General features: G+C 34.8%; 21 protein-coding genes. 11 read left to right on the top strand and 10 right to left on the bottom strand.

The genetic code is table 11. The annotated features are described in order from the left end of the window. Window positions 1–27 precede the first annotated feature (27 nt). The 7 genes from PF026_RS02990 to mqnE are packed head-to-tail and all read right to left on the bottom strand — an operon-like array spanning window position 28 to window position 6,637. Entirely contained in the window at window positions 28–669 is a 642-nt protein-coding gene (locus PF026_RS02990; protein WP_270864276.1) for a pilus assembly FimT family protein, read from the bottom strand. 27 nt (window positions 670–696) lie between these two features. Beyond that, the gene (locus PF026_RS02985) at window positions 697–1,344 is read right to left on the bottom strand and encodes a pilus assembly FimT family protein (RefSeq protein ID WP_270864275.1); all 648 of its coding nucleotides are present in this window, start codon (window positions 1,342–1,344) and stop codon (window positions 697–699) included. Window positions 1,345–1,392: 48 nt separating this feature from the next. Beyond that, entirely contained in the window at window positions 1,393–2,607 is a 1,215-nt protein-coding gene (locus PF026_RS02980; RefSeq protein ID WP_270864274.1) for a hypothetical protein, read from the bottom strand. Continuing rightward, window positions 2,582–3,745: an MFS transporter gene (locus tag PF026_RS02975; protein ID WP_442868021.1), complete on the bottom strand. Its 1,164-nt coding sequence runs from the start codon at window positions 3,743–3,745 to the stop codon at window positions 2,582–2,584. The genes PF026_RS02980 and PF026_RS02975 overlap by 26 nt, the downstream gene beginning before the upstream one ends. 12 nt (window positions 3,746–3,757) lie before the next feature. Further along, entirely contained in the window at window positions 3,758–4,213 is a 456-nt protein-coding gene (locus tag PF026_RS02970) for a phosphoribosyltransferase (RefSeq protein ID WP_270864272.1), read from the bottom strand. A gap of 11 nt (window positions 4,214–4,224) precedes the next feature. Next, window positions 4,225–5,517, bottom strand: coding sequence for an NCS2 family permease (locus PF026_RS02965; protein WP_270864321.1), 1,293 nt, complete (start codon window positions 5,515–5,517; stop codon window positions 4,225–4,227). Between the two features lie 28 nt (window positions 5,518–5,545). Beyond that, window positions 5,546–6,637 carry an aminofutalosine synthase MqnE gene (gene mqnE, locus PF026_RS02960; RefSeq protein WP_270864320.1) on the bottom strand — a complete coding sequence of 364 codons (1,092 nt, stop codon included), beginning with the start codon at window positions 6,635–6,637 and terminating at the stop codon, window positions 5,546–5,548. A gap of 144 nt (window positions 6,638–6,781) precedes the next feature. On the opposite strand from mqnE, the gene glmS reads away from it, so the two are divergent. From glmS to PF026_RS02945, 3 genes are read left to right on the top strand one after another with little or no spacing between them, the layout of a single operon-like run. After that, window positions 6,782–8,599 carry a glutamine--fructose-6-phosphate transaminase (isomerizing) gene (gene glmS, locus PF026_RS02955; protein ID WP_270864271.1) on the top strand — a complete coding sequence of 606 codons (1,818 nt, stop codon included), beginning with the start codon at window positions 6,782–6,784 and terminating at the stop codon, window positions 8,597–8,599. Window positions 8,600–8,610: 11 nt separating this feature from the next. Continuing rightward, the gene (locus PF026_RS02950; protein WP_270864270.1) at window positions 8,611–9,600 is read left to right on the top strand and encodes a hypothetical protein; all 990 of its coding nucleotides are present in this window, start codon (window positions 8,611–8,613) and stop codon (window positions 9,598–9,600) included. Window positions 9,601–9,604: 4 nt separating this feature from the next. Beyond that, entirely contained in the window at window positions 9,605–10,129 is a 525-nt protein-coding gene (locus PF026_RS02945) for a hypothetical protein (protein ID WP_270864269.1), read from the top strand. Window positions 10,130–10,349: 220 nt separating this feature from the next. Here PF026_RS02945 and tgt read toward each other — a convergent pair whose 3' ends face one another. Next, the gene (gene tgt / locus PF026_RS02940; protein WP_270864268.1) at window positions 10,350–11,513 is read right to left on the bottom strand and encodes a tRNA guanosine(34) transglycosylase Tgt; all 1,164 of its coding nucleotides are present in this window, start codon (window positions 11,511–11,513) and stop codon (window positions 10,350–10,352) included. A 36-nt stretch (window positions 11,514–11,549) separates the two neighbouring features. Between tgt and PF026_RS02935 the strand changes: the two genes are divergently transcribed. From PF026_RS02935 to PF026_RS02900, 8 genes are all read left to right on the top strand, one after another. Next, window positions 11,550–12,986, top strand: a complete 1,437-nt coding sequence (locus PF026_RS02935) for a TrkA C-terminal domain-containing protein (protein WP_270870487.1) — start codon at window positions 11,550–11,552, stop codon at window positions 12,984–12,986. A gap of 30 nt (window positions 12,987–13,016) precedes the next feature. Continuing rightward, window positions 13,017–14,051: a 3-dehydroquinate synthase gene (gene aroB / locus PF026_RS02930; protein ID WP_270864266.1), complete on the top strand. Its 1,035-nt coding sequence runs from the start codon at window positions 13,017–13,019 to the stop codon at window positions 14,049–14,051. After that, entirely contained in the window at window positions 14,048–15,646 is a 1,599-nt protein-coding gene (locus tag PF026_RS02925) for a mechanosensitive ion channel domain-containing protein (protein ID WP_270864265.1), read from the top strand. Before aroB ends, PF026_RS02925 begins: the two co-directional genes overlap by 4 nt. Beyond that, window positions 15,643–16,884, top strand: coding sequence for a tRNA (N(6)-L-threonylcarbamoyladenosine(37)-C(2))-methylthiotransferase MtaB (gene mtaB, locus PF026_RS02920; RefSeq protein ID WP_270864264.1), 1,242 nt, complete (start codon window positions 15,643–15,645; stop codon window positions 16,882–16,884). Before PF026_RS02925 ends, mtaB begins: the two co-directional genes overlap by 4 nt. Next, the gene (locus PF026_RS02915; RefSeq protein ID WP_270864263.1) at window positions 16,847–18,559 is read left to right on the top strand and encodes an AAA family ATPase; all 1,713 of its coding nucleotides are present in this window, start codon (window positions 16,847–16,849) and stop codon (window positions 18,557–18,559) included. Before mtaB ends, PF026_RS02915 begins: the two co-directional genes overlap by 38 nt. Beyond that, window positions 18,556–19,086: a molybdopterin adenylyltransferase gene (gene mog / locus PF026_RS02910; RefSeq protein WP_270864319.1), complete on the top strand. Its 531-nt coding sequence runs from the start codon at window positions 18,556–18,558 to the stop codon at window positions 19,084–19,086. Before PF026_RS02915 ends, mog begins: the two co-directional genes overlap by 4 nt. 106 nt (window positions 19,087–19,192) lie before the next feature. Beyond that, on the top strand, window positions 19,193–20,320 hold the full coding sequence (locus PF026_RS02905; RefSeq protein ID WP_270864262.1) for a TM2 domain-containing protein: 1,128 nt from the start codon (window positions 19,193–19,195) through the stop codon (window positions 20,318–20,320). Window positions 20,321–20,342: 22 nt separating this feature from the next. After that, the gene (locus tag PF026_RS02900; RefSeq protein ID WP_270864261.1) at window positions 20,343–20,831 is read left to right on the top strand and encodes a DUF805 domain-containing protein; all 489 of its coding nucleotides are present in this window, start codon (window positions 20,343–20,345) and stop codon (window positions 20,829–20,831) included. A gap of 56 nt (window positions 20,832–20,887) precedes the next feature. Here PF026_RS02900 and PF026_RS02895 read toward each other — a convergent pair whose 3' ends face one another. Continuing rightward, window positions 20,888–22,033: a sensor histidine kinase gene (locus PF026_RS02895; protein ID WP_270864260.1), complete on the bottom strand. Its 1,146-nt coding sequence runs from the start codon at window positions 22,031–22,033 to the stop codon at window positions 20,888–20,890. Beyond that, complete coding sequence (locus tag PF026_RS02890; protein WP_270861204.1) at window positions 22,023–22,685, bottom strand: response regulator transcription factor; 663 nt, start codon at window positions 22,683–22,685, stop codon at window positions 22,023–22,025. Before PF026_RS02890 ends, PF026_RS02895 begins: the two co-directional genes overlap by 11 nt. Window positions 22,686–22,695: the final 10 nt, after the last annotated feature.

Here is a 22,695-nt window from a genome sequence, read left to right as displayed (position 1 = left end):
TAAAATTTTACGCAAAATTTTATGAATTTATCTCAAATTTAAAGCATACTCCACATAACCGGTTTCTTTTGTGATTGTGATTACGGCGCTATCGCCGTTATCATTTGAAATAGTGATAGTGCAATCGCTATGAAAAAGCTTGTCATAAGGTATCGCAGAATTTGTAAGTTGCCCCATAGGACGACCTTTTGCGTCAAACGACACCGTGGTCATTCTAGCACAAGCCCCGCCAAATACTACATTTGTTATGCTATAAGTTTCGCCTATATTAAGCTTTTTATTCATTTTTGCGTGGTTAAAACTAAAAGCTTCGTTTGCAAAACCAGAAGTTAGGTATTTATTTGGATTCATTGGATCAACGGCAAGTTCGTTTTCACTGTTTGGATTTCCTGCATGTTCAGTAACTGCATTGTCCCAAAAGATAGTATATCTCCAAGACTTTGGCTTATCGCCTACTTTTCCGTTGTGAAACTGAATTCGCCAAGCTTTTCTATGCCAATTTGGGTCATTTGCATTAAATTTATTATCATTCATCGCAAGTTGCTGAGCATAACGGATATGAGAAGCGATTTGATCTGCTGCTTCGATTAAACCGTTGCGTTCGATTTTAGGTATCGCAACGGCTGCAAGTATGCCAACGATTACGACGATAAAGACAAGCTCTATCATCGTAAAGGCTTTGGCAAGTTTCATATTTTAGTTATTAAAGGTGTATAAAATATCGCCACCAGCAGGGTTTTGCGCAGCACTTGCGCCCACATAGCCAGTTTCAGGCTGAACAAAAATAACAGCAGTTTCACCTGCTGCATTTGTCAAAGTTATGGTGCAAGTAGCAGTATATAGCCCACCATATAAATTTGCATTATCAGCCATAGGACGACCTTTAAAATCAAACATTATATGATTTTCTCCATCGCAACCACCTTCACCTTCAAGAGCGATATTTGTTATAGAATATGTGCTTGCTAAATTTAATTTTTTATTTTGATTAGTAGCGTCAGTTCCATCTCCTGATGATGTTAAAAGTTTTACAGGATTCATCGGATCAACTGCATATTCATTAGCTTGCGGGGTTCCACTAGCGTCAATATCACTATAAATAAAATATCTAGTTCCGTCAAACTCAATTCTCCAACCTTTCCTATGCCAATTATCATCATTTGCATTGAATTTATTATCATTCATCGCAAGTTGTTGCGTATAGCGAATATGAGAAGAGAGTTGATCTGCTGCTTCGATTAAGCCGTTACGCTCTACCTTTGGTATGGCAACTGCGGCTAGAATTCCGACAACAACGATGATAAAAACAAGCTCAATCATCGTAAAAGCTCTAAAAGTTTTCATAATTTTTACCTCTATAAAAATTTGCCCCCTATTTTAGCATAAAAATGATTAAAATGCCTTTTTGATATAAAATTCATCTACCAAATTCCCAAATTTACGCACTTCAATCTTATTATCATAAAAATCTACTTCATCTTCAAAAAGCATTAAATTTGGATTTTTTTCAATCCCGTAAAATTTCAAACGCAACTGCGTTTCATAATTTTGACAATTTATCTCATAAATTCCGTGCTTTTTTAGCTTTAAACTTAAATCTTTTATAATGTCATATTTAAAAATAAAATGTTTTTGTGGTTTATCTTTAAACAAAATAGGATAAAAAATTTGGTTAAAAATAATCAAATTTGCACTAATTAGCAAAAATAAAATCGCAATAACGGCTGAAATTTTATGTGGTTTTCTAAATTCAGGCAGACGAATTCGATATGAATTTAAAAAAACACGCACCATAAGCGGTGCTGAAATAACGCAAAAAGGAAGCAGGCCCCCAAGTTCTAGTTTTTGACGAAGTGAGAAAATCAAACTCAAACAAAATGTCCCGCTTACGACAAACCAGAGTAAATTTTTTCTATCTTTTAGCCAAATTCTATAAATCGTATAAATAAAAATAAAAAGCACGGCAGGGGAAAAGGCAGCTGCGTAAATGCCGATCGTATCTAAAAAATACCCGCGCGGTTTTCCACTCGTGCCGACTTCATAAAAAATAACGCTACTTACAAAAAGCAAAATCGACGCAATCGCAAGCTCTTTTTTGCGATAATACGCCGCATACAAAAATAGACAAATATAGAAAATAGAAAAAGATTTATCGACAAAAAGCGAAATAAAAAGCGTTATAAAAAGCGGAATTTGCAAATTTGTGCTTTCAAAATATAAAATCAAAAGCGTGATAAAAATAACGATTCCTGCTGGATTTACTACGATTGCGCTTGTTAGGACGCCCGGCAAACACATATACAAAATAAGGCTTAAAACCCTATCAAATCTGCGTTTTAGCATAAATTTGGAGATCTTATAAAGCAAAATACAATTTGCAAAATGTATGAAAATGAAAGGAATTCGCAAAGCAAAATCGTTGTAACCAAAGAATTTGCACGATAAATTCGCCACTAGCGAAGTAAGGCTTTTTTCGTTATACAAAATATCGGCTTCGTAAAAACTAATGCTTAAATTTGAAATCGCAAAAAGCAAAAAGCCAAAACTAACGATAAATAAAAGCGAAATTACGAAAATTTCATTATGATAAATTTTTTGATTTTTCATATTTTTTCAACTTCCAAATAAAAAACAGCGAAACACACAGCAAAATCGCCAATGCGCTCAAAAACATATTCCAGCCGCCAAATTCGTAAATCACACCCGGCACAAAGCTACCAAGTGCGCCGCCTGCATAGTAAAAACTAACATAAAGTCCGTTGGTAATGCCTTTGTGCGAAGTCGCTTTTTTATTTACATGTGCCGTTGCCACCGAGTGAGCAGTAAAACTTCCTGCGTAAAAAACAAGCATAGAAGCAAAGATAGCATAAAAGCTCTCTATCGTCAAAAATCCAAGCGAAATAATATAAATAATAATGCCGATAAAAATAGCATTGCTCGCAGTTTTGCTTAAATTTACGATTTTTGCGACATTAAAAGATATAAAAATCCCAATAATATAACCTACATACATAAAGCCTGTTTTTGATCCGCTAAATGCGCCATCAAGCCTGACTAGCTCAAAAGGCAATATATTTAAAACGGCTTGAAAAACGAAAAACACGCCAAAAATCGCTAAATAAATATAGATATTTCGTGGGATTGATAGAATTTGCGATATATTTCTAAGGCGCGGTTTTACGAATTTGGTCTTTATTTCATCTAGCGTTTTAAGCAATAAAACACAAGCAATGAGCGTTAAAATTCCAAGCAGAATAAAGAAAAATCTCCACCCAAAAACATCGGTAAAAAATCCGCTTAAAAACCGCCCGATAAAACCACCGGCAATAGTAATACCGATATAAGCTCCCATTGCAGAAGCCACTTTTGTGTGGCTGACGCTTTGCGAAATATAGCTCATAATGCCTGTTAGCGTAGCAGGAACGATAAAACCTTGCATAATCCTAATGCTAATCATAACAGCGTATGAATCGCAAAATGCAAAGATAAATTCACTCACAGAAAATATAAAAAATACGCCGATTAGCACTTTTCGTATAGAAATTTTTTCCAAAAAATAGCCATAAATAATCGACGCAAACGCAAGTGGAACTAAAATCGCAGTTGTAAAAATAGAGGCTTGAAATTTAGAAATCTCTAAAATTTGCTCAAAATGTGGTTGCAACGGCTGCGTGGCATACATGACGCACATCGTAAGAACCGTGCAAAAATACAAAATGAGCAAATTAAAATTTTTCAAATTCACACTCCAAATTTGCTAAATCGTTATATTTTCCCAGAAAAAATTTATCCACTCGTCCGTTTGTTTAATCGCAAAATCAGGTTTAATCAAAGCATTGGTTTTATAAAAAATCACAACCGTTTTAAGGTCAATATGTGGAAATCTTTCCAACAAAATTCGCTTGATCTCAACCATGCTATCGCCACTATCGATAATATCATCGACTAAGACGACTTTATTAAATTTGCTAAGATCAGGGATATTAAAAACTTCGATTGTATCGAGCTTTCGCATCTCTTCATAAACATCGCTGTAATGAATAGAATTTATACAGCTAATGTTCCTTAAATTTAGTGCATTTGAAATGCCGTGAGCAAAAGTTAGCCCACCCCTTGCAATCGCAACTATGCAATCAGGGGCGAATTCGTCCCTGACGCGTTTTGAAATTTCTCTTACATCTTTATCAAATTCTTCAAATCCATAATATCTCATCGCCCTACTCCCTATGCGACCGCAAACACAAGCAGACTAATTCCTGCTAAGACTAAAACACCCAAATTTATATCGCTAAATCTGCGTTGAAGAAGTCTAACGAACAAATAGCTTATAAATCCAAAGCTCAAACCATTTGTAATTGAGTAAGTAAAAGGCATAAGCATAACGATGAAAAACGCAGGTATTAAGATTCCAACATCGCTATAATCAAGCTTTCCAAGCTCAGAAAACATCAAAATTCCAACCATTACTAGCACCGGATAAATCGCATTGCTTGGAATTGCTTTAAAAAGCGGAAGCATAAATAGTGTCAAAATAAAGCAAAGTGCTACAAATACAGCAGTAAGTCCTGTTCTGCCCCCTGCTTCTACACCACTTGCGCTTTCCGCAAAAGCCGTAACCGTGCTAGTTCCCATAACTGCTCCACCGACTGAGCCAACGGCATCGGCTGTTAAATTTCGTGCAAGTTTTTTCATACCTTTTGGATCTTCGTCACTAAAAATTTTTGCCCTATTTCCTACGCCTGTGAGTGTGCCGATACTATCAAAAAGATGAGTTACAAAAAATGTGATGATAAATGGTAAAAATGCTAGTTGTAACGCTCCTTTTATGTCAAGTTGCCCAAAAATAGGAGCCACAGATGACGGAAGCGAAACTAAGCCTTCCGGTTTAGGCGAAATTCCAAAAACCCAAGCCACAACAGAAGTAATCAAAATTCCAAAAATAAACGAAGCTCTAACCTTTAAAACAAAAAGTGCAATTATGATTAAAAGCCCAAAAACTCCAAGTGCAACATTTGGATCCTTTAAATTTCCAAGACCTACCAAAGTAGCAGGGTTTTCGACTATCACACCCATTTGTTTTAGCCCAATAAAGCAAATAAACGCACCAATACCAGCACTTATTGCACGACGCAAATCAAGCGGAATAGATTTTATAACCCAAATTCGGAAATTTGTAAAAGATAAAATCGTAAATAAAAGCCCACTTAAAAACACAATTCCAAGTGCAGTTTGCCAAGGAATTTCAGCACTTTTGCAAAGCCCAAATGTAAAATAGGCATTTAATCCCATACCAACGCTTAGCGCAACAGGCGTATTCGCATAAAGCCCGTTAAAAAGTGTCGCCAAAATAGTAATCAGCGCAGTTGCGGTAATTAACGCTTCATAGGGCATTCCTGTGCCACTCATAATAATGGCATTTACAGGCACGATGTAAATCATCGCCAAAAATGTGGTAATTCCCGCATTTAACTCTTGCTTGACGGAAGTTTTATTCTCGTCCAACTCAAAAAACTTCAACATTTTCTGTCCTTCTTAAATAAATTTTTTAATTATCATAAATTTGGATTTCATTATACAAACTATCGCGCTCTACCGGGATTAATCCCGCAGTTTGCACCATATCGATAAAATCTTTTTTGCTCTGACCTTTTTTGCTTTTTGCCCCTGCACTGCTTTGGATACTTTCATTTTCGATAGTGCCGTCGATGTCGTCAGCACCAAATTCTTGTGCCACAAGAGCTAAATTTAGCGTCGAAGTCGCCCAATACGCTTTTATATGCGTAACATTATCAAGCAAAATGCGTGAAATGGCAATCGTTTTTAAAATCTCAGCCGAGCCCATAGCTTTTGGCACTTCTAAAAAATTATTTTCTCTTTGATACACAAGCGGGATAAATGCGTTAAATCCACCGCCACCCGCGTTTTTAAGAGCTTCGTCTTGCAAAGCGCGAATTCGCAAAATGTGATCGGTGCGATGAGCGAAACTCTCAATATGCCCAAAAAGCATAGTTGCGTTGCTCCATCTACCCATTTTATGCCAAATTTTGTGGATTTCTAGCCAATTTTCTGAGCTAACTTTTCCTTTGCAAATTTGCTCTCTAATGCCTTCATCAAATATCTCAGCACCGCCACCCGGCATACTATCTACGCCACTTTCAATCATATTTTGCAAAGTCTCTTTATAAGGCATTTTCCATTTTCGCTTGAAAAAATCAACTTCTGCCGCGGTCATAGCTTTGATATGCAAATTTGGAAATTCGCTTTTAATTTTTTTAAAAATTCCAAAATACCATTCTGGCGTTATGTTTGGATTGTGAGAGCTTACGATATGAAGCTCTTTTACGCCACGCCCCGCGACATCTCTTGCGATAGCCATAATCTCATCTTCGCTCATCGTGTAAGATTGTTTCTCATTTTTGCGATGAGCCGAAAAAGCACAGAATTTACAGGTATCGGCACATAAATTTGACGGATTTATATGGCGATTTGAGTTAAAATAAACCTTTTTGCCGTTTTTTTCGGTGCGAATAGCGTTGGCAAATTTAGCTAGTTGGAGCAAATCCAAATCCCATAATTTCACAGCTTCGTCAAAATTTAATCTAACTTGATTTTCTAATTTTTCGATAAGTTCCAAAATTTTTTCCAAATTTATAAAATTTAATGCGGAATTATATACATTTTTTGCTTATAAAAAGGCAAATTTTTTGAATATTTTAGATATATTTACTTTTAATTTTAAACATAGTAATATAACAGCAAATTTTTGTTAAAAAGGTCTTATATGTGCGGAATAGTCGGCTATATCGGCAAAAATGAAAAAAAAGAAATCATAATAAATGGTTTAAAAGAACTTGAATATCGCGGTTACGATAGCGCAGGAATCGCCGTAATGAGCGATAAAGGTAAAGAGATAAAATATTTTAAAGCTGTGGGAAAATTAGACAATTTAAGAGAAAAAACCAAAGATTTTTCTAGCAGTGGTTTTGGCGTGGCCATCGGGCATACTAGGTGGGCGACGCATGGCAAACCAACCGAACTAAACGCTCACCCACATTTAGGCGAATATAGCTTTGTAATCCACAACGGAATCATCGAAAACTACGCAGAAATCAAAGCTGAACTTGAAGAAATTGGCGTTAAATTTTTAAGTCAAACAGATACCGAAGTCATCGTGCATAGCTTTGAAAAATTTAATAATGAAATGAAAGATCCCTTTAAAGCTTTTGAAGCTACGATTAGACACTTAAAAGGCTCTTTTGCGATTTTGCTTATCTCAAAAGCACAAAGCGATACTATATTTTTTGCTAAAAATGCGGTTCCGATGATAATCGGCAAAGATGATAAAAACGAAATATTTTTTAGCTCATCAGATGCGCCACTCATCGGTCTAGCAAAAACAGCAACCTACCTTGAAGACGGCATGTATGGCTATGCAAAAGCCGACGAAATCAAAATCTTTAAAGATAAAAAAGAGATTAAAACAGCATTTTTGGATTTGCCAAAAGATAAAAGTTTTGCCCAAAAAGAGGGTTTTAGATTTTTTATGGAAAAGGAAATTTTCGAGCAAAGTCAAGTCATCGGCGAAACGCAAATGGGTCGCGTTAAAACAAATGAAATCAAATTTGATGAACTTGATAAAAAATTGTTTGATGATATTGATGAAATCACCATTTGTGCGTGTGGCACAAGCTATCACGCAGCACTTGTTTCAAGCTATCTTTTTGAACGCATGGCAAAAATTCGCACCAAAGTCGAAGTCGCTAGTGAATTTCGCTATAAAGAGCCGTTTTTAAATAAAAACTCGCTTTTTATCGTTATTTCTCAAAGTGGCGAAACTGCCGACACGCTCGAAGCTCTTAAAATCGCAAAAAACGCAGGGCTAAAAACTCTTGCTATTTGCAATGTCGATAATAGCTCTATCGTTCGCCTTGCCGAAAGCGTAATCTTAACTCGCGCAGGAATCGAAAAAGGGGTTGCTAGCACAAAGGCTTTTGCAACGCAGGTTATGGTTTTGTGGATGTTGGTTGTGTATTTGGCGAGTTTGCGAAAAACCATAAGCAAAGACGAAATCAAAAAAGAAATCGCCGCTATGAAGCATATTCCGCAAATTTTAAATGTAAAAGATGATTTGGTCGATCAAATTCATCGCCTTAGTAAGCACTATTTACACGGACATGGATTTTTCTTTATCGGACGAGATATTTTTTATCCGCTTGCACTTGAAGGCGCTTTAAAATTAAAAGAAATTTCATATCTTCACGCCGAAGGCTACCCAAGCGGTGAGATGAAACACGGACCTATCGCACTAGCCGATGAAAGACTTTTTACAATCGCTTTAATGCCAAAAAATATTTTATACGATAAAACAAAAAGCAATGTCGAAGAGTTAGCCGCAAGGGATTCTTATATTTTGGCGATTTCTCCAAGCGAATTTAAGCTAAGCGATGATTTTATCAAAACAAGCGAACAAAATCATGCTATGAGCGAATTTTTTGAAATGATGTTGATTTTGCAAATTTTTGCACTTGAAATTTCAGTTCGCTTAGGAAACGATGTAGATATGCCAAGAAATTTAGCAAAAAGCGTAACCGTCGAATAAAGGATATACAAGTGGATACAAAACTGCGAGGTAGAGTTGATGGCAAGATGATTGTTAGCGAGAACGGCAATCAAATGTATATTTATGCACAAGCTGATGTTATGGGAAATAAAGAGCTTAAAAACGGCGATATAGTAACTTTTATAGCACAGAGTGTAAGAGCTGTTGAAATAGAAAAATTTGATACAGCAAGTGCTGCGCGTAGAGATACATTTGCACCATCACCAAATGCTTCTACGCAAAAAGTTTCATCAAAATTTACAAATTCAAACAATAATCCAAAGGTTGCAGGATTTGAATTTATGGACGAAAAAGCGCAAAAGCGCAATAAAAAGAAAAATTCTCTAACTCAAAGTTATATTTCAAATATTAAAAAATTTGGCATTTTTTCTGTGATTTTACCGCTTGTTTGTATCGGAGCGATTTTCTTTTTTATAGACGAATTAACGCAAGTCATTAAATTTGGCTTAGCCTACATCGGTATGCTAAGTGAAAGTTTTGTTTTATTGGCACTTATTGCGATTTGTTTTTTAGTTGTGATTTTATCGCATATCATACCTTCACACTCAGCATTTGCAAATTTTTCGTATGCTTCCAGAAATACTTCGATTTTAAAGCAAAATGTAAATTTCAATATGTTTTTTATACTTACATTTTTAGCCATTATCGGATGCGGGTATTATTTTGGATTTAATAGCCTAATGAGTTCGCTCGAAGTCGTCGGCGGTATCGCGCTACTCTTGCTTTTGACATATTTTTATAAATTAAAAATGTTTTATAAAGCTAGTAAAGTTTCGGGAATTTGGTTGTTTTTTGTCGCCATTTTGATTGAATTCCTTTGCGTTGCTGGTTTTTTAGCTATTGAAGTTTTAAATACTTATCAAGAATTCAAAATTTTTACACTCGGCGGTATCATACTTGCAACCCTGCTTTATATTATTTCGTATATAATGATTAATCAAATCGAAAATGACAGCAGAAATATTTGGAATGTAAGGTAAGATTTTGTTTGGACAGATTATTGGCGAAAACACTCTCGTCTCGCAAGATGATAAAAAAGAGTATTTTTGCACTAGTTTAAATTTACGCGAAATCGGTGCGGATTTTGGCGACATTGTCGAATTTACGCCAAAAGGTAGCAGAGCGATAATAACAAAACTAATAGAAAAATCCGCCCCATCTCAAAAGCCAAATTCTGCGATAAATTCATCAGATGAAAAACTTTGGCAAAATAGATACGACAATTTAAATTCGCATAAATTTGAAAATTCAGACAAAAAAGAAAAAGAAAACGCTTTTGAAAGTCTAAATTTAAATGACTACAAAGAAAATAGCGATAAATTCGAAGATGACGACTTTTGGGACGAAAATGATATGCAAAAATCAACGCAAGAATATATGCAACAATCCGAAAATTTAAAAAATAAAAAATCGTTTAAAACGCTTGTGTTTATTATTTTTATATTTTTTATCATAAATTTTTTCATAAGTTTAGCAAATTCGATAAAAGTCATAAAATTTAATTTCTAAATTCTAAAATTTTAAGAGAAAATTCAGATATTCACATGTGAATAAATCGGTTAATAACTTTCCCGTAAATTCGCTAAATTTTTAAAATTTATTTACACAAAAGCCCTAAAAATGGGTTTTTATCAAAATTGAATTTTATTCACATATAGGTGTTGCATTAAGCAAATTTTTAGCAAAATTTTGCCTAAATTCCAAACCACCATTTTTAGGTAATTTAAAATTAAGAGTTTTTTGCTCTTTTTGCGTAAAATTCCTTTTTAAATTCACTAAATTTTGAATTTAAAATCGCTTCTCGCATAGATTTGGCTAAATTTAGATAATAATGCAAATTATGCAAACTTGCTAGTCTATAAAAAGTAAGCTCTTTTGCACGAAAAAGGTGATTTAAATACCCACGCGAATAGTTTTTGCACGCGTAGCAGTCGCACTCACCATCGATTGGCTCGTGGTCGTTTATGAAGGCTGCGTTTTTGATTGAAATTTTGCCAAAACTTGTAAATAAAGTGCCGTTTCTTGCGTTTCTTGTAGGCATAACGCAATCAAACATATCAACGCCTCGCTCCACATTTTCGACCAAATCTTCTGGTGTACCGACCCCCATTAAATATCTTGGGCGATTTGTGTCGCAAAACGGCATTAAATTTTCGACCACTTCATACATTATCTCATTTTTTTCGCCCACACTAAGTCCGCCAATAGCTAGTCCGTCAAATGGCATTTCGCATAAACTTTCGGTGCAAATTTTTCTAGCCCCGTAATCCGTTCCGCCTTGAATAATGCCAAAAATATTTTGATTTACGCCAATGCCACGAGATTGATTAAATTTATGATATTCAATGGCTTCTTTTGCCCAAGATACCGTGCGTTTGACACTTAAATCAATGCGTTTTTTTAGTTTTATTTTTTCAGCAGGTTCAAGTAAATTTGGATTTTTTGGAAGCTCGACAAGATCGTCAAGTATCATCATAATATCACTTCCTAAATCATACTGCGTATCAAGCACGCTTTTTGGCGTAAAATAGTGCAAACTGCCGTCAATATGGCTTTTAAATTTAATCCCGCCGTCATCGTTTTTGGTATTAGCTCTTAGTGAAAATGCCTGAAATCCGCCGCTATCAGTCAAAAAACTTCTATCAAATTTAGAAAATCCGTGCAATCCGCCAAACTCACGCACTATTTTAGAACCGGGTCGCAAATAAAGATGATAAGTATTTCCTAAAATGATTTTTGCATCTAAAATTTCTTTCATATCAAAGGCATCTAGGCTTTTTACGGCTCCGACTGTCCCCACAGGCATAAAAACAGGCGTCAAAATCTCGCTGTGAGCAGTTTTAATAGTGCAAGCCCTTGCATTTCCGTCGGTTTTATCTATTTTAAATTCCATTTTTTGTATAATTTCCCTTTATTTTTTGGAGTTTTTATGAAGCAAATTTTAATTATATGCGACGGTATTTTAGCAAAACATTTCTTAGAAAGAGTATTTAAGATAAAAAATGTTTTGCATAATTATGTAATAATCGCAAAAAGCGACGAATTTGTGCCACAAAAGTTAAAAGATAGTGAAAATTTTTTAATTCATAGCTTTGATCCTACAAGCATTGAAAAACTGCGCCAAATAGTAATTGAGAGCGAATTTATGCAGTGTATTGTTGTTATGGAGAGCGAATTTGATACTAAAATAACCACTGCAAATTTAAAAGAAATCTCGCCTGAGTTAGAGCTTTATATAGTCGATTTTTGGGGCTTTGCAAAAGAGTATAAAAATGAAGATCATATAAAAGTTTTAAACGCTCTTTCGCTTTGCAGTTCTCGCCTAATCGGCTTTTTACCAGATAGCCCCGTTTATGCCGATAATATAGGCATAGGAAAGGGCGAGATAATGGAAGTAAAAGTGCCAATCGGAAGCTCGTATGCTTATAAAAAAGTTGGACTTTTGACGGCTCAGGGAAAATTTCAAATTCCTATGATTTATCGCCACAATAGCTATATCGTAACAAACGCAAACACAGTCATTATGCCAAATGATAGCATTTTGGTTGTGGGCGAGCCAAGTGCGCTTAGGACGCTATTTAGAACGATTAAAAAGCAAATCGGGCAGTTTCCTTCGCCTTTTGGGCTAAATTTATACGCACTGATTGATATGAAAAATATGAGCAAATCTCAAATCGAAAAAATTTTACAAACAGCACAACTTTTAAACGAAAATTTACAAAATCATAAGCTTTTTGTGCGAATTTTAAATCCGACCATAAATGAAACATTTGAAAATTTAAAAATGCTTAAAGATAATGATAAAATCGAAATTCTAATCGATTATTCCACAAAAGAAAAGCTAAATTTTTTAAATGAAACACAAAAATACAACATCGGTTTGATTATCACAGAAAATTCGCTATTTGAAATGTTTAAAGATAAATTTTATATCTTAAACATACCGATTTTAACAACCGGCGAGTGCGATTTTAAGGATATTACAAAAAGCGTTGTAGTTACAGCAGGAGCAAACGCAACGGAGGAATCTAGCGTTATTTTCGACATTAGTGCTCAATTAAATTTAGATATTTATCTATATTTTTTCAATCAAAATTTAAATACAAAACAGGCTTTTATAGAAAATTATAAAAATTTAGCAAAGCTTTTTAGACAAAAGCTTCATATCTGCGATGATAGCAACAAAAATCCGATTTTAACACTATGCAAAGATAGTAAATTTTTACAATTCGTCCCGTTTGATGAGAAAATTTTAGGCAAAAATTTAACAGCAGCATTTAGCAAGGATTTGGATTTAATGTATCCAAAACTTAAAAATAATTATCAAATTTTTATCCCAAGTGGGTATGAATATGAAAATTTATGATACAATTTTGTTAAAATTTAAGGCATAAAAATGGAAGTTAAAATAGATTTAGGCAAAAATTCATACAGCGTTTTTATAGATGAGTTTAAAAATTTAGAACTTAAAGGCAAAGTCGCAATCATCACAAATCCCAAAGTAAGCGGTTTGTGGCTTGATTTTTTGTTATCAAATTTAAAGTGCGATGAAAAATTTATCATTAGCATTCCTGACGGCGAAGAGTATAAAAACATGAGTAGCGTTAGCCAAATTTTAGAACAACTTTTTAGCTCTCGCTTAGATAGAAAAAGCACACTTATCGCTCTTGGCGGTGGCGTTATCAGCGATATAACTGGATTTTGCGCTAGTATTTATGAAAGGGGAATAAATTTTATAAATATCCCAACAACGCTTTTAGCGCAAGTCGATGCCAGTGTGGGTGGCAAAACAGGCGTAAATTGCAAATTTGGCAAAAATTTAATCGGCTCGTTTTATCAACCAAAAGCCGTTTTTTGCGAAAGCAGATTTTTATCTACCTTACCGAAGCGAGAATTTGGAGCAGGAATAGCCGAAGCCGTTAAAATGGCAGTTATGTTTGATAAAGAATTTTTTGAATTTTTTGAAAAATCCGATTTAAAAGATAGTTCGCAAATCGCAAATTTAATCGCAAAATGCGTTAAAATCAAAGCCGGTGTCGTCGAAAAAGATGAAAAAGAAGCTGGAATTCGTGCCGTTTTAAACTACGGACACACATTTGCTCATGTGATTGAAAATTTGACAAATTACAAAACATTTCTGCATGGCGAAGCAGTCGCAATCGGCATAGTAATGGCAAATAACCTGGCTTTAAAATTAAATTTAATCACGCAAAATGAGTGTGAAAGAATTTGCAAAGTTTTGCAAAAATTTGATTTGCCGACCGAATTTAAGGTTAAAAATGTCGATGAATTTTATGATTTATTCTTTTTAGACAAAAAAAGCGAGAATAAAAAAATCAAATTTATCCTGCCGCAAGGCATAGGAAATTTCATCATAAAAGACGATATTAGCGAAGTTTTAGTAAAAGAAGTATTGCGAGATTTTGCATGAGAGCATTGAAATTTATATTTTTTGGTCTGATTTTTTTTAGTTTTTTATACGCCGATGAAAATCAAAGCGATAATACGCAAAATAGATATGCTACGCAAATTTCTGAATTAAAAACACAAATAGAAGCGATAGATGAAAAGCTAAAAGATGATGTTTGGCTGATACGATTTGCAAATTTTTCTAACTATCACGAGCTTGAAAACTCTCTAAATGAAAGCCAAAAAAAACTTGAAATCACTAAAGATAAGGAAGAAACAGCGGATTTAGAACGCAAAATTCAAAATCTACAAGAGCAAATTTCGCTTCTTAGCGAATTTGAGAAAACGCCGTTTTCAAGCGTAGTGCAAATGCCCGAAATCGATGAAATTTCACGCATAAAAAACCCTTTTGCTATTATTTCAGGTTATTCGAATATCAAAAATTTACAATCGCTTAAAAATGAACAAAAATCGCGCATAGAGAGCCTAAAACAAGTAACTGAAAGACTAGAACAAAAAGAAGAAATTTTTGCTCAACTGCTTAAATTTGAACCAAATTCTCAAAATTCAAAAGCATACTCGGATTTAAAATTTGAACTTGGCGAATTTAAATCGGCTCTTAGGCTTGGAAATACCACTTACAGCGTGTATGAAAAGAAAATCGATGAACAAATTTCAACTCTTACAAGCGATATAAAAACTCAGGCAAAAAGAGCTTTAAATATCGCTATTTTGATAATCGCAACGATTTTAATATCATTTTTATTTAAGGCGATTGCGAAAAAATATATCAAAGATAACGAAAATTTCTATCTCGCAAATAAAATCATAAATGTCATAAATTTCTCGGTAATTGCGCTTATTTTATTGCTTTCGTATATCGAAAATATGAGCTATTTTGTAACCGTGCTTGGTTTTGCATCTGCTGGTTTAGCTATTGCGATGAAAGATATGTTTATGAGTTCGCTTGGCTGGATTGTTATCGTTTTTGGGGGCGAATTTAGGGTCGGCGATCGCATAAAGGTCAAAAAAGACGGAGTTGTATATGTCGGCGATATTATCGATATTTCCGTGCTTAGGATTACCATTTATGAAGATATTACCTATACGACTTGGAAGGAAAACAAAAGAGCCGGACGGATAATTTTTATACCAAATAACTATATTTTTACAGATCTTATTTCAAATTATTCTCATAGCGGTATGAAAACCGTTTGGGACGGCATTGATATAATGCTAACTTTCGATAGCAATCACAAAAAAGCAATGTATATAATAAAAAATATAGCAAGAAAATATTCAAAAGGTTACACCGATATAGCCAAAAAACAAATGTCAAAACTGCGTTCGCAATATAGCATAAAAAATCCAAATGTAGAGCCTAGAATTTTTAGCTTTTTTGAGCCTTATGGAATTCAAATTTCAGTTTGGTATATGACAAATTCATACGCTACTTTGGGACTTAGAAGCAATATTTCTAGCGAAATCCTAGAAGCCTTACAAAAAGAAGATGACATAACTATCGCTTATCCGTCTTACACACTTTGGCGTGGAAAAAAAGAAAAAATTCCGCCTGAAATAGCGCAAATGTCTGAAAATATGGGAACGCTCTTTTGAAAGTTTTTGTAAAAACATTTGGCTGTCGCACAAACATTTATGATAGCGAACTTATAAAAAAAGAGCTTACAAGTGCCGTTTTAACGCACGATGAAAAGGAAGCCGACATTATCATCGTAAATTCTTGCACCGTTACAAACGGCGCAGATAGCGATGTGCGAAACTACATAAACAGAGCAAATCGGCTTGGCAAAAAGGTTTTACTAACCGGTTGTGGCGTAGTTAGTCGCGGAAAAGAGCTTTTTGAAAAAGGTAGCGTTTTTGGCGTTTTTGGTATGAGCGAAAAGGAAAAAGTCGGCGAATTTGTAAATTTACAAAAGAAATTTTTTGAGCTTGGAAATCTAAAATTCAGCGATAAAAATTTGGTAACAAGCTACGAAAATCACACAAAAGCCTTTATAAAAATTCAAGAAGGTTGCGATTTTAACTGCGCTTACTGCATTATCCCGTCCGTGCGTGGCAAATCTCGCAGTATCGATGAAAACTTAATCATAAACGAAGCAAAAGAGCTAGTCGCAAATGGTTTTTCTGAAATCGTGCTAACAGGCACAAATATCGGCAGTTACGGCAAAGATAAAAACTCCACTCTTGGCAAACTTATTGCAAATTTGGGCAAAATTCAAGACATAAAACGAATTCGTCTTGGAAGCGTTGAGCCAAGTCAAATCGATAGCAGTTTTAGAGAAATTTTGCGTGAGAGTTGGTTTGAAAAGCACCTACACATCGCACTTCAACACACTTCGCAAAAAATGCTAAGCATAATGCGCCGTAGAAATAAAGCGCTAAAAGACTTAGAGCTTTTTTGCGAGTTAGCAGAGCTTGGATTTGCTCTTGGGACTGATTTTATCGTCGCTCACCCGGGAGAAAGCGAAGAAATTTGGAACGAAGCAGTCGAAAATTTCAAAAAATTTCCGATAACGCATATCCACGCTTTTATCTTTTCGCCACGCGATAACACGCACTCGGCGACACTTCCGCACGACATAAACGGCGAAACGGCTAAAAAACGGCTAAAAATGCTTCAAAATATCGTGCTTTTAAATAATTTAGAATTCAGAAAAAAACATTATAATAAATTTTTAGATGTTTTAATCGAGCGTAAAAATGGTGAATTTTACGAAGGTTTTGATCAATTTTATAATAAAATTTTGGTAAAATCTAATCAAAATTTAGCAAAAAAATGGGTGGAGATTAAAAAATATGAAATCACAACTAACGCAAATTTGGCAGAAATTTAGGTTTAACAAATTAAACATAATTTTATTTTTTTCCCTTATTTTAGTTGTTTTACTTAGCATTGTTTATTTTAAAAATGATACAAATTATATAAAATTTGAAGATTATCAAAAGCTAGTTGAATCAAATTTGATTGAAAAAGCCAACATTGACGGCGATACTTTGCAAATCGTTTATAACGGCAGAAAATACTCGATTTTAAAAGATATTGTTGATTTAAAAGAGCTTGGAAATCATGTTTTAATCACAAAAAGCGAGAGTTCGGATGCTTCGTATTTGATATTTGAACTCATTTTGATAACATTTTTCTTTTTCTTAATGATTTATTATTTTGAAACGATAAACGCAAAACGCCGAAAGCTAGAAATGGCAAAAATGGAAAAAATTCAATCGCAAATGATGAAAAATAGCGAAACTACCGTCATAAATTCCGTCATTTCAGAAGTTAAATTTAAAGATGTTGCGGGCATTAGCGAAGTTAAAGACGAGCTTATCGAAATCGTTGATTTCTTAAAAAATCCGTCAAAATACAAAAATTTCGGCATAAAACTTCCAAAAGGAATTCTTATGGCTGGACCTCCCGGAGTTGGAAAAACTCTCATCGCAAAAGCCGTCGCAGGCGAAGCCGGGGTGCCGTTTTTTTACCAAAGCGGAGCGACATTTGCCGAAGTTTATGTAGGCGTTGGCGCAAAAAGAGTTAGAGAGCTTTTTGCCAAAGCAAAAGCAAATGCGCCTTCTATCATTTTTATCGATGAAATCGACGCCGTGGGAAAAAGTCGTGGCGAGGGTCGCAACGACGAGCGAGAAACTACGCTAAATCAGCTACTAACCGAAATGGACGGCTTTGAAGACAACAGCGGAGTTATCGTCATCGCCGCAACAAACAAAATCGATATGATCGATGAAGCCCTACTTCGCTCAGGCAGATTTGATAGACGAATTTTTATCTCTCTACCAAACTACCACGATCGCATTGAGATTTTGAAAATTTATCTAAAAGATAAAAAATGCAATGTAAATTTGGAAAAAATCAGCCGTATGAGTGTCGGTTTTAGTGGGGCTGGACTTGCCACACTTGTCAATGAAGCAGCCATAAACGCGCTAAAACGCAAAAGCAAAACTATCGAGCAAATCGATTTTGAAAATGTAAAAACAAAGGTGCTTTTCGGTAGCAAAAAGTCGCAAATTTTAAGCGAATACGAAAAGGAAATTCAAAGCTTTTACCAAGGCGCAAAGGCTTTAAGTGCGTTTTGGTTTTCGCTTGATTTTGATAGAATCGGGCTTTTGGAAGATAAAATCATAGGCTTTGAAGCCGAAATCGAGTCAAAAACGCAAATACTAAATCAAATAAAAGTCCTACTTAGCGGTGTCGCGGCACTTAAAATTCATAAAAACGACACATTTACAAACGGAAGCGAAGATATAAAATACGCAACATACCTAGCCCAAAAAATGGTTTTTGAATACGCAATGGGCGATAGTTTCATACCAAACGGCGAAAATGTAACAAAAATTTTATATGAGTGCTTTGATGAAGTCAGCGAAATTTTACGCAATTCACAAAGCAAACTAACTCAAATTTCAAAGCAAATTTTTGTTTATGAATATATCGACTACGAAAAAGTCAAAGAAATTTTCACTAATGAAATTGAAAATCAAAAAGAAAGCGATGAATAATGGTAAAAATCGGCATATTAACCACAAGCGATAGAGCCAGCAAGGGCATTTACGAAGACTTGGGTGGAGCAGAAATAAAGCGAATTTTAGATGAGTGGCTCGTCAGCGAACACGAGTATTTTTACGAAGTCATCAGCGATGATTTTGAGAGTATAAAATCAAATTTGATTAAATTTTGCGATGAATTTGGGTGTGATTTGGTTGTTACCACAGGCGGCACAGGACCTGCACCACGCGATGTTACGCCCGAAGCGACCGTCGCCGTGTGCGATAAAATTCTACCCGGCTTTGGTGAGCTAATGCGAAGTGAGAGTTTAAAATTCGTCCCAACGGCGATTTTATCACGCCAGACGGCAGGAGTGCGTGGCAAATCGCTCATCATAAATCTACCCGGTCAGCCAAAAGCGATAAAAGAATGCTTAGAGCCTATTTTCCCAGCTGTGCCATACTGCATAGACCTCATCGGCGGAGCCTACATAACTACCGACGAGAGCAAAATGAAAGTTTTTAGACCGAAAAAGAAGTAAATTTTTAAATTTGACAATTAATTTGCATTGAAGTAAATAAAAATTTTAAGATATTTCAAACTACAAATTTGCTAGAATTTCGCCTTTAATACAAAAAGGAAGTCAAATGCACGAGCAAAACGGGGGCAACTCTTTGTCCTTTGATAACAATAAAGAAAATTCTTTGCCCCTTGACAAAAATAATCAAAACTCGCAAATTCAAAGCCAACAAATTCAAAATCCAGCGCCATATAGCCTAAATACGGCTTATATGTTTTACTTGCTTTTGGGATTTTTTAGCGCACATAGATTTTATTTGGGTCGTCCGGTGAGTGCAGTTTTTCAAATGTTAGGCGCATTTGGATTTTTGATTTGGAGTGGTTTAATTTTTGTGGCTTTTTTATTTTCAAGTCCCGATACAATCGAATTTTTAAATAGCACAATTCCTAATTTAAATTTTGATTTAAATAACCCCGAAGATAAAAAATTCGTAAGTAAGATTATCAAATCAACCACCGTCTTTGCCTTGCCAAATTTAATCTACTTGCTTTGGATTATTAGCGATTTTTTTCGTTTGGAAAATATGGTAAATGAATCAAATGCCCAAAAAGGCGTGGTTAAGACGAGTGAGAATTTGCAAAATTTGCACTATGAATTCAGCCAAAATGAAACGCAAAACAAACTAAGTTCAGCTAAAACTTTGCTTTATATCGGTTGTGGAATTTTGATTTTAATGGCTATTTTGGGGCTTTTTAACATAGAAATTCAAACTCTTAAATTTACGCAAATCATCGGCTATGTGTGTTGTGCTGTTGGAATTTGGTTTGCGAGCGATATAATTTGCTCTCGCACACTTATGCGAAATGTTATCATTTTAAATATAGTCGAACTAATAAACATAGTCCCTTTGATGATGATTTTATTTGGCGATAAAAGTGCGATATATCTAGCTTTTGGAGCGATTTTTACCATTTTAATAGTGATTTATGAAATGTTTATTTATAAAGAGCTATATGAGTGCTCGGGGCGCAAAATTTTCACTCAGGCGTTTTTTGTATGTGCGTTTTTTACGATTGCCCATTTTGCGCTGTGCATTTTTAACGCGAATTTAGCTCTTATTTTATCTGGCGTTGCTAGTATCGTAAATTCGCTCTTTATCATCGCAGCGACAAAAGAAAGCGATGAATTTAGCGCTTCAAACAATAGCTATTATTTAAAAAATTTAAGTTTTCACTTTTCAGAGCTTAATAGATAATTTTTTACATAAGGAGAGAAAAATGATGAGTTTTACTCAGGCAGTTAGGGTTTGCCTAAGAGAAAAATTCGCTACTTTTAGCGGCAGAGCTAGTAGAAGCGAGTATTGGTGGTTTGTGCTTTTTATGGTTTTAGTTGGTATCGTAACTAGCATTTTGGACGCTGTTTTTGGCACGGAGATTTTACTTGGTGTGGATAAATACGGAAATCCACAAATACTTGGCATCATCACCACTATCGTAAGTTTAGCACTACTTCTGCCATGCTTTGCCGTGACTTTTAGAAGATTGCATGATAGAAATTTACCCGGCTGGTATATATTTGTGCCGTTTATTCTTTTGATTGTTGCTTCGATACTTGCCGGAATTCCTATTTTAGCGCTAATATTAGCTGTTGCAAGTATAGGATTTTCGATTTATATTTTGGTTATGGAAATTCTAAAAGGCGACAACGGCACAAACAACTACGGACCAGACCCGCTAAATCCAAACTCGAATTCAAGTATATTTTAAATTTCATCTCGCAAGAATTCGCAAACTAGCAAATTCTTGCGACAAATACATTAAATTTAAAACTCAATTTTAAATTTTGTAATCTTATTTTCGCTTTGACAGATTGCTTTAAATTTTAACTCGTCGCAGTATTTTTTAACCAAACTTAGTCCTATGCCAAAACCGCCCTTTTCTTTATTAAAACGGGCAAATTTTTCATAAATTTTAGCTTGATTTTCTTTTGAGATGGTTTCGCCTGTGTTTTGAATTTCAAAATATTTCTTTGTCAAATTCACGCAAATTTCGCTGTTTTCGTCGCAGTATTTTATGGCATTTGATAAAATATTATCAAAAATTTTCTTAAATTTATTCTCATCGGTTTGTAAATTTAGCTCTTCTAAATTTGCTTTAATTTGCAACTTCTTATCATTTAGCATAATATTAAAATACGAAATTCGCTCTTCTATCAAAGCCTTAATATCAACCGATTTTAACTCATTTGGCTCGTTTTTAAGATTTAAATTTACCAAATCATCATACAAATTTGAAAGCGTTTTACTTGCAGTTTTTATGTTTGCAAGATATTTTTTTGGATTGGCTTCAAACATTTCTACGCTCATTAAAATGACACTTAACGGCGTATTTATTTCATGCGTAGCGTCCGTGATAAACGATTTTAGCGAATTTATTTGATGATAAAGCGGACGAAACGAAAGACGAATAATAAAATATGAAATAAGCAAAAATGCTACCACGCAAACCACCGCAAAAATAGCTATTTGAGCGATTACTTCGCGAATTTCTTCGCCGTATTCGCTATCTTCAATATAGACTTCATAACCACTGCCGTGCCTAAGCGGAATAAATGTCTTAAAGGTCATTTTTCCGTCTTCCACTCTAAATTTATCGGTTCTTTCAGATTTTTTTATCTTTTTAAATTCGTCCTTGCTTAAACGCCCTAGTTTTGGGCTTTCTTTTGAACTAGGCGTTATATCAATACGCAAGTCATCATCAATCTCGTCATAATTTATATTTTCTATTCCACCGGTTTTAAGCCCTATATCGACTTCTCTAAGCGCACTTAAAATCTCTTTTGCCGATTCTCTTTGGATATTTTGTTTTGCCGATGAGTAATAAAACCACGAACAAGCAACCAAAAACACCAAACTTGTCAAAATATATAACAAAAATATCGGCAAAGCATGATTTTTTCTAATCTGCATAAGAGTAACCGACCTTTGATTTAGATACGATTTTATCTTTTAGATATAGCCTAAGATTGCGTATATAAACGCGCAAACTTAACTCACTTGGAATTTCATCGTAACTCCAAATGGCATTAAAAATTTCGTCTCTGCTGACAAATTGTCCCCGTTTTTGAAGCAAAAGCGCAAGCAAATCAAGCTCTTTTTTGGATAGTTTTATCATTTTTCCGTCTTTGTAGAGAATCTTGTCGTAAATATCAAAAACATATCCGTCGCCCAAATCATCTTTTTTGTTGATTTTGTGAGCAAAATTTCGCTTTAAAAGATTATTTACACGAAGCAAAAGCTCGGCTAACTCAAACGGCTTTTTCAAAAAATCATCACAACCACTTAAAAAGCCCTTGTTTAAATCGTCCAAGCTATTTAAGGAAGTTACAAAAATGCAAGGTGTGAGTTTTTCGGCATCTCTTAGCTCACGCAAAAGCTCAAAGCCGTTTCCACCGATAATCTTAACATCAAAAATCCACAGATCAAAATTTCCTTCGTAAGCCAAGTCAAGGGCTTCATCGTAACTTTTACACCCTGTTACAACAAAACCCTTTGATGATAGATAATCACATATCATATCATTTAACATATTTTCATCTTCCAAGACAAGAATTTTATTCATCCCGGTCTCC

This window comes from Campylobacter sp. CS_NA3, from assembly GCF_027797495.1.
Classification (GTDB): Bacteria; Campylobacterota; Campylobacteria; order Campylobacterales; family Campylobacteraceae; genus Campylobacter_B.
Note: the sequence above shows the minus strand (reverse complement) of the source record. Positions and strands in the feature narration are given on the sequence as shown.

Coding starts and splice junctions, on each gene's coding strand:
- aroB (WP_270864266.1), top strand. CDS start 13,017: ATGGAAGTTAAAATAGATTTAGGCAAAAATTCATACAGCGTTTTTATA.
- PF026_RS02900 (WP_270864261.1), top strand. CDS start 20,343: ATGATGAGTTTTACTCAGGCAGTTAGGGTTTGCCTAAGAGAAAAATTC.
- PF026_RS02915 (WP_270864263.1), top strand. CDS start 16,847: ATGAAATCACAACTAACGCAAATTTGGCAGAAATTTAGGTTTAACAAA.
- PF026_RS02935 (WP_270870487.1), top strand. CDS start 11,550: ATGAAGCAAATTTTAATTATATGCGACGGTATTTTAGCAAAACATTTC.
- PF026_RS02905 (WP_270864262.1), top strand. CDS start 19,193: ATGCACGAGCAAAACGGGGGCAACTCTTTGTCCTTTGATAACAATAAA.
- PF026_RS02970 (WP_270864272.1), bottom strand. CDS start 4,213: ATGAGATATTATGGATTTGAAGAATTTGATAAAGATGTAAGAGAAATT.
- tgt (WP_270864268.1), bottom strand. CDS start 11,513: ATGGAATTTAAAATAGATAAAACCGACGGAAATGCAAGGGCTTGCACT.
- PF026_RS02925 (WP_270864265.1), top strand. CDS start 14,048: ATGAGAGCATTGAAATTTATATTTTTTGGTCTGATTTTTTTTAGTTTT.
- PF026_RS02990 (WP_270864276.1), bottom strand. CDS start 669: ATGATAGAGCTTGTCTTTATCGTCGTAATCGTTGGCATACTTGCAGCC.
- PF026_RS02985 (WP_270864275.1), bottom strand. CDS start 1,344: ATGAAAACTTTTAGAGCTTTTACGATGATTGAGCTTGTTTTTATCATC.
- glmS (WP_270864271.1), top strand. CDS start 6,782: ATGTGCGGAATAGTCGGCTATATCGGCAAAAATGAAAAAAAAGAAATC.
- PF026_RS02895 (WP_270864260.1), bottom strand. CDS start 22,033: ATGCAGATTAGAAAAAATCATGCTTTGCCGATATTTTTGTTATATATT.
- PF026_RS02980 (WP_270864274.1), bottom strand. CDS start 2,607: ATGAAAAATCAAAAAATTTATCATAATGAAATTTTCGTAATTTCGCTT.
- PF026_RS02890 (WP_270861204.1), bottom strand. CDS start 22,685: ATGAATAAAATTCTTGTCTTGGAAGATGAAAATATGTTAAATGATATG.